Here is a 6,921-nt window from a genome sequence, read left to right as displayed (position 1 = left end):
AAAGCTATTTAGGTAGCGCCTCGTGTCTCACCATTGGGGGTAGAGCACTGTTTCGGCTAGGGGGTCATCCCGACTTACCAACCCGATGCAAACTCCGAATACCAATGAGTGCAATCACGGGAGACACACGGCGGGTGCTAACGTCCGTCGTGGAAAGGGAAACAACCCAGACCGCCAGCTAAGGTCCCAAAGTTCTAGTTAAGTGGGAAACGATGTGGGAAGGCTTAGACAGCTAGGAGGTTGGCTTAGAAGCAGCCACCCTTTAAAGAAAGCGTAATAGCTCACTAGTCGAGTCGGCCTGCGCGGAAGATATAACGGGGCTAAAACTAGACACCGAAGCTGCGGATGCCATTTATGGCATGGTAGAGGAGCGTTCTGTAAGCCGTTGAAGCGGAAGCCGGGAGGCACCGTGGAGGTATCAGAAGTGCGAATGCTGACATGAGTAACGATAAGGGAGGTGAAAAACCTCCCCGCCGGAAGACCAAGGGTTCCTGTCCAACGCTATTCGAGGCAGGGTGAGTCGGCCCCTAAGGCGAGGCAGAGATGCGTAGTCGATGGGAAACGGGTTAATATTCCCGTACTTTTTATAACTGCGATGGAGGGACGGAGAAGGCTAGGCTAGCGCGGCGTTGGTTGTCCGCGTTTAAGGTAGTAGGTTTAGGACTTAGGCAAATCCGGGTCCTTTTAAGACTGAGAACTGATGACGAGCTCCCATGTGGAGTGAAGTAGTTGATGCCATGCTTCCAGGAAAAGCTTCTAAGCTTCAGGTTATAAAGAACCGTACCCCAAACCGACACAGGTGGTCAGGTAGAGAATACTAAGGCGTTTGAGAGAACTCGGGTGAAGGAACTAGGCAAAATGGTGCCGTAACTTCGGGAGAAGGCACGCCGCTGATGGTGATCGGATTTACTCCGTAAGCTGTTGGTGGTCGAAGATACCAGGTGGCTGCGACTGTTTATTAAAAACATAGCACTCTGCAAACACGAAAGTGGACGTATAGGGTGTGACGCCTGCCCGGTGCCGGAAGGTTAATTGATGGGGTTAGCTTCGGCGAAGCTCTTGATCGAAGCCCCGGTAAACGGCGGCCGTAACTATAACGGTCCTAAGGTAGCGAAATTCCTTGTCGGGTAAGTTCCGACCTGCACGAATGGCGTAACGATGGCCACACTGTCTCCACCCGAGACTCAGTGAAATTGAACTCGCTGTGAAGATGCAGCGTACCCGCGGCTAGACGGAAAGACCCCGTGAACCTTTACTATAGCTTCACAGTGGACTTTGACATTACTTGTGTAGGATAGCTGGGAGGCTTTGAAGCGTGTACGCCAGTATGCGTGGAGCCAATCTTGAAATACCAGCCTGGTACTGTTGAGGTTCTAACTCAGGTCCGTAATCCGGATCGAGGACATTGTGTGGTGGGTAGTTTGACTGGGGCGGTCTCCTCCCAAAGAGTAACGGAGGAGCACGAAGGTACCCTCAGGCTGGTCGGAAATCAGCCAATGAGTGCAAGCGCATAAGGGTGCTTAACTGCGAGACAGACACGTCGAGCAGGTACGAAAGTAGGTGCTAGTGATCCGGTGGTTCTGTATGGAAGGGCCATCGCTCAACGGATAAAAGGTACTCCGGGGATAACAGGCTGATTCCTCCCAAGAGTTCACATCGACGGGGGAGTTTGGCACCTCGATGTCGGCTCATCACATCCTGGGGCTGAAGCCGGTCCCAAGGGTATGGCTGTTCGCCATTTAAAGTGGTACGCGAGCTGGGTTTAGAACGTCGTGAGACAGTTCGGTCCCTATCTGCCGTGGGCGTTTGAGATTTGAGAAGAGTTGCTCCTAGTACGAGAGGACCGGAGTGAACGAACCTCTGGTGTTCCGGTTGTCACGCCAGTGGCATTGCCGGGTAGCTACGTTCGGACGGGATAACCGCTGAAAGCATCTAAGCGGGAAGCCCCCTTCAAGATGAGATCTCGCTGGGGCCTTGAGCCCCCTAAAGAGCCGTTTAAGACTAAGACGTTGATAGGCTGGGTGTGGAAGCGTTGTGAGGCGTTGAGCTAACCAGTACTAATTGCTCGTGAGGCTTGACCATATAACGCCAAAGGCGTGTGGAAGAGACAGAGTTGACGTAAAGAAGATAGAGTCCCATAGGGCTTGTGTTAGAGACAGGTTGTTATTCATCGAATCCGTATTGTGACAGTTTATGCTTGGCGACCATAGCGAGTTGGCCCCACCTGATCCCATCCCGAACTCAGTAGTGAAACGACTTAGCGCCGATGGTAGTGTGGGGTCTCCCCATGTGAGAGTAGGTCATTGCCAAGCGCCTTTTAGAGAACCCCGGTTACGCTGTAGCCGGGGTTTTTGCTTTTTTATAGCCCTTCTAGGGCATCGTTAATCCTTATCGATTCCTTTATACTTACGCAGCGTTGTGGATCAGGTAGCCTAGGGGGATGAATGTCTGAAAAAATTGTGCTTTTACTCATTTTTATTGGCCTCATTGTAATTGTAGGGCTCTCTGTATTTATTCTAAAACGATATAGAGCACTTAAAGACCATAATGCTAAGAAACTAAAGGCTTTAAAAGATCAAGAGCGTCGTCTTGAAGAGAAAAGGGCTTATGTGCTAGAAAGTTTAAGGGTGTTATCAAAGGCTTTGTCTGAGGGGCAAGTTGGTGCTGTTGAAGGTGCAATAAGAATAAAAACGCTGTTGGAGTATTATGACAGCGATTTGCTAGCGAAACCTCGTAATAGACTTTTACTAGATATTTTTCATCAAACAGAACACATTCCTATTCTGAGTGCGTGGAAAGCGCTTGATAGACCTACGCGGAGAAAATATTTAGATGCTATTGAGAAGATAGAACTCAAACATGGTGAGGAGATGAAGCGTGTGGGGCAGGGATTATCTGAATACTTTAATGAGTGTTAAACCTTTACCAAGGGCGTAATGGACTTTCTAATTGTTTTTCTTATATGTTTGGCGTTTTTACTGCTCTTGACGTTAGCGCTCTTGTTTGGGCGCCCGCCGGTGTATAGGCCGACAAGAGAGGAGATCTTAGATCTCATCTCTGCGCTTTGTGATGGGAGTCTTGATGGTGAGAAATGGTCATTATTTATCGGTATACCTATCGTTCATGATCCTGAACTCGAATCTATCCGGCAAGCCTGTTATGAAATTGAGGTCTCTGCTGATCAGGGAAAAGATATTAAGTTTAGCGGGGGAGGCTTTAGATACAATGCGCAGGGTATGTCGCAGGTAGAAGAGCAAAAAAGTAAACTCAATAAGCTCATTAACGACACTCCCATTTTTCGGTCATTCTGATACGGCTTCTTCGTGCAATACTCTGATTAGTCTGCTCAGTCGCCATGCTCGTTTCCACAGTTCATTCCAGTTTTGCTCAGGAGTGGATAACAAATCGTGTATTTCGATTGTGCAGCACTCCACTTCTGGTAGCTCGTAAAGCCCTGCTAGTCCGCTCAATTGATGGTTTATTTCCCTTACAGCTCGACTATTTAACGATTTCACAGCATCTGTTAGTTTCTCCGTTAGTTGGTTCATCTCGTTGTATAGCCACGCTTGCGGTATATTATATTTATCTAATTGTAGCGTTTGAGTGTCTACTGGTGTCTGAATCTGGATGGAGGGGGGCTCTAGTGTCTTTGTTAATGATTTTATAGTGTTCATTAACTCGGCTTCATTTATTGGTTTTAATAAAACAGAAGAGATACCAGCTTTTAGTAGTGCTAAGTGTTCGTGCTCTATGATGTTTGCGGTTAAAGCAATAACAGGTAAATCTGGGTAAATTGACTTAATTCTCTTAGTTGCTTCAAGCCCATCCATAACCGGCATATGAACATCCATAATCACGCAATCGGGTTGGTTTTTTTCTACTAGCTCTATGGCTTCTAAACCAGTCTCTGCACTAAAAACATCGATATGAAATGTTCGCAAGACTGTATGGATTAATAGCTGATTAAACTTATTATCCTCAGCGACAACAATTCGTAAGTTCTCTAGTGATTTATCATTTTCGTCGACTGGTAGGTGAGCAGGGCTATGCTCGAGGTGTAGTGCACGATAAAGGCCACTAGGGCGTAATGGTTTATTTATAGTGGTGATGTTTTGAAGTGGTTTGGGAAGAGTAATGTTGCTCGGATGAATTAAGATTAACTCGATGGCCTCTTTAATGACCTGCTCAGCGGCAGAGAAAAATATTGGAAGAGCGTCAACCTTACTGGGTAGGCTAAGAATGGCTATGTGAAATTTGGGAGCCAATTGTAAGAATTTTTCTAGTGATTGCACCGAGTGGACAGTACGAACTCGACTTTCAAGCGTGTTAACGATGGAGCGGCGAAGTGACACATTTTCTTCAAAAAGCAAAATGGGTGTGGTTAAAAAATCAGATTTTTCCTGGTTTTTGTTAAGGTGGATATGTGTCCGTAAAGGAATTTGAAGAGTTACCGTTGTGCCTTGCTCCTCTTGGCTAACCATAAAGAGTTTTCCCCCCATTAATTCGGTTAGCTTTTTGGTAATAACTAATCCTAAACCGGATCCTCCAAAACGCCTTGTTATCGTTGTATCGGCTTGCATAAATGCCTGAAAGAGCTGATCAAGATGCTTTTGGGGAATACCAATACCTGTATCAATGACTTTGATAGTAAACATCGATTGTTGAGTGTTTAAGGTACTGCTTTCGAGATGAACTTCTATCGTTCCTTTGTCCGTAAACTTAATGGCATTGGCGACGAGGTTCGAGATCACTTGTCTTAAACGAGTAGGGTCTCCTAGTACTTCTAAATTAGGTGCTGACTGAATATGACTAATGAGCTCTAAATTCTTATCGAAGGCTGATGGAGCCTGCATCTCTAGAACATCGTATATGATATCTTCTAGGCTAAATTGTATCCTTTCCAGAGATATAGCGTCCCGTTGTAGTTTAGAGAAATCTAAAATATCATCGACAATGGACAGCAACATCAGAGCTGTTTGATTAATAATGCGTATGTGCTCGAGCTGTTCATCGGAGCATGAGGTTGTTTGTAGTAAACGTGCAAAACCAACTACTGACGTTAGGGGAGTGCGTAGCTCGTGGCTCATTCTTGCTAGGAAGTCATCCTTCGCTTGATTGGCTTCATCGGCTTGGCGGCGAGCTTTTGCGAGTGCTGCATTTTGTTGCTCTAGGTGGTGTAATGTCGACTGCAAGCGACGTGTAGCTAGTTCAACACGTGTTTTTTGATCAGTAATGGACTTTTGCACGGTATCCGCAAGGTCGTTGAGTCCTTGTGACAGTAGGTTGAACTCACCGGTATAGGTGTGGGACATTCTGGCATCTAAGTTACCATTTTGAATTTCTTCCATTACTCTCGTAAGGCCTAAAATAGGGTGGCTAATACGTTTGCCGAATCGTTGAGCGATAAGGAACGTAATAATAATTCCTATAATTAAAAGAGTTCCGCTTGTCAGTAAAATTTGTTCCTGTTGTTTTAGTGTACGAGTTTCAGAAACAACGATGACTACCCAGCCTACGGTATCGATAATTTGCTCTGTATCTTGAAACTCCGGATTATCTAAAAATGGAATGCCTGTAGTGACAACGGGTTGTGTGAAATACCAGTATTGGTCTTGTTGATACGCGCTAGGAGCCCCTATTTTTAAGTTTATAGGGAATTGAGCAGAACGTTGAATGACTTCATAGCGCCCATTTAGGAAAAGAATGTCTGAAACATCTTGTTCAAGAAGAGGGCCTTTGCTGGTTGCTTGCAGTAATTCATGATTATTCGTTATTAAACCAAATTCAGAAGAGGATGCGAGTAGTCGGGCGAGAAGTTGCCCTCGCTCGATTAAATTCAACTCTGCATCTTGAAAACGAGTATAGGTAAAATAACCACCGAGAATTAATGAAATAAAAAGTAAGGGTAAAAGGGTTAATAACAGAATCCTGTGTCTAATCCCAATTTTTGGCAGTGATAAAGTTTTCATATTACGGATTCTTTCCTTCCATTTTGTGTTTTATTACTTCATGGGAAGGGATAGGTATGCCTATTAGCCTAGCGGTACTCAGATTGGTTTTGATGGAGAACTCTTCAGGATAAGCTGGAGTAGGAAGTCTTTTTGATTGCAGATAACCGGACACTACGGTGCCCGTTTGTTTTCCGATATCTTCAGGTGTGGAATAGAGGGCAGCGAAGGCGCCTGCATCAACGTATTTTTCTGAAAAACCGATGAGTGCCTTTTGTGATTTCAATGCAATAAAGATAGACCATTTGGCGCTGGCCCTATTAAATGCCGACTTGTCAGGAATTGCTAAGAATAAATCACCATCCTGTATGACCTGTTGGAGCACACTCACTGGGCTTTCTGTGTTATTTAAAACGACAGATAGTAATGTCATACCTTGAGATTCAATGGCGCTGAGTAAGTCTTGCTTTTCGTAGACTGATGATTCGCCAAAAACCGTACTGATGGTGACGGCTTGTGGAAGGAGCGCTCGAATAAAAGAGATTTGCCTATCAAAGGGTTGATCGACATAAATTGCTGTCATTAGGCCTTGTCTATTTTGGTAGCCCTCGTTGAATACACGTTTAGGGAGAAAGCTTGCGATGAGTGGCGTTTGCGGATAGTGCTGTAAAGCGCTGTGAAATGCTTCGCTTCCAATGCTGACAATAAAGTCTGGTCTGGTGAGGCTCTCACTCGCATTAATAGGTGATCTTTTTTCGAACAAAACGCTGTGGCGAGGTATATTCTGAATAAGATTACTCGCAACCGTTTCGTAGATAGGAGACGTGGGGCTAAGCAACAAAGCGGTAGTAGGTTTTGCTGTTGCTAGCCCTGAATTAAATATAAAAAGGAGTATGGCAAATATTGATGCCCTGAAAAATATCGGGTGTATTACCTTACTTTTCATCTCCTATAGCATCCTTGCTGATCTCAG

The 6,921-nt window shown here is 45.2% G+C and carries 4 protein-coding genes and 2 rRNA genes (1 of these 6 only partly in view); 4 read left to right on the top strand and 2 right to left on the bottom strand.

Annotation, left to right across the window (positions count from 1 at the left end):
- The 4 genes from F0U83_RS14725 to F0U83_RS14710 form a co-directional block, all read left to right on the top strand.
- Positions 1 to 2,082 (top strand): 23S ribosomal RNA (locus F0U83_RS14725); it begins 808 nt to the left of the window's first position.
- Positions 2,083 to 2,196: 114 nt separating this feature from the next.
- Positions 2,197 to 2,312, top strand: a 5S ribosomal RNA gene (gene rrf / locus F0U83_RS14720).
- A gap of 132 nt (positions 2,313 to 2,444) precedes the next feature.
- Positions 2,445 to 2,918 (top strand): DUF2489 domain-containing protein, encoded by a 474-nt coding sequence (locus F0U83_RS14715; RefSeq protein ID WP_138987985.1) that lies wholly within the window; start codon positions 2,445 to 2,447, stop codon positions 2,916 to 2,918.
- An 18-nt stretch (positions 2,919 to 2,936) separates the two neighbouring features.
- A complete protein-coding gene (locus F0U83_RS14710; protein ID WP_138987984.1) occupies positions 2,937 to 3,311 on the top strand; it encodes a hypothetical protein in 375 nt (124 codons plus the stop codon).
- Here F0U83_RS14710 and F0U83_RS14705 read toward each other — a convergent pair.
- A complete protein-coding gene (locus tag F0U83_RS14705) occupies positions 3,303 to 5,969 on the bottom strand; it encodes an ATP-binding protein (protein ID WP_138987983.1) in 2,667 nt (888 codons plus the stop codon). The two genes, F0U83_RS14710 and F0U83_RS14705, sit on opposite strands and share 9 nt — an antisense overlap.
- 1 nt (position 5,970) lies before the next feature.
- Positions 5,971 to 6,894: an ABC transporter substrate-binding protein gene (locus F0U83_RS14700; protein WP_138987982.1), complete on the bottom strand. Its 924-nt coding sequence runs from the start codon at positions 6,892 to 6,894 to the stop codon at positions 5,971 to 5,973.
- Positions 6,895 to 6,921 lie beyond the last annotated feature (27 nt).

This window comes from Neptunomonas concharum (genome assembly GCF_008630635.1).
Classification (GTDB): domain Bacteria; phylum Pseudomonadota; class Gammaproteobacteria; order Pseudomonadales; family Balneatricaceae; genus Neptunomonas; species Neptunomonas concharum.
Note: the sequence above shows the minus strand (reverse complement) of the source record. Positions and strands in the feature narration are given on the sequence as shown.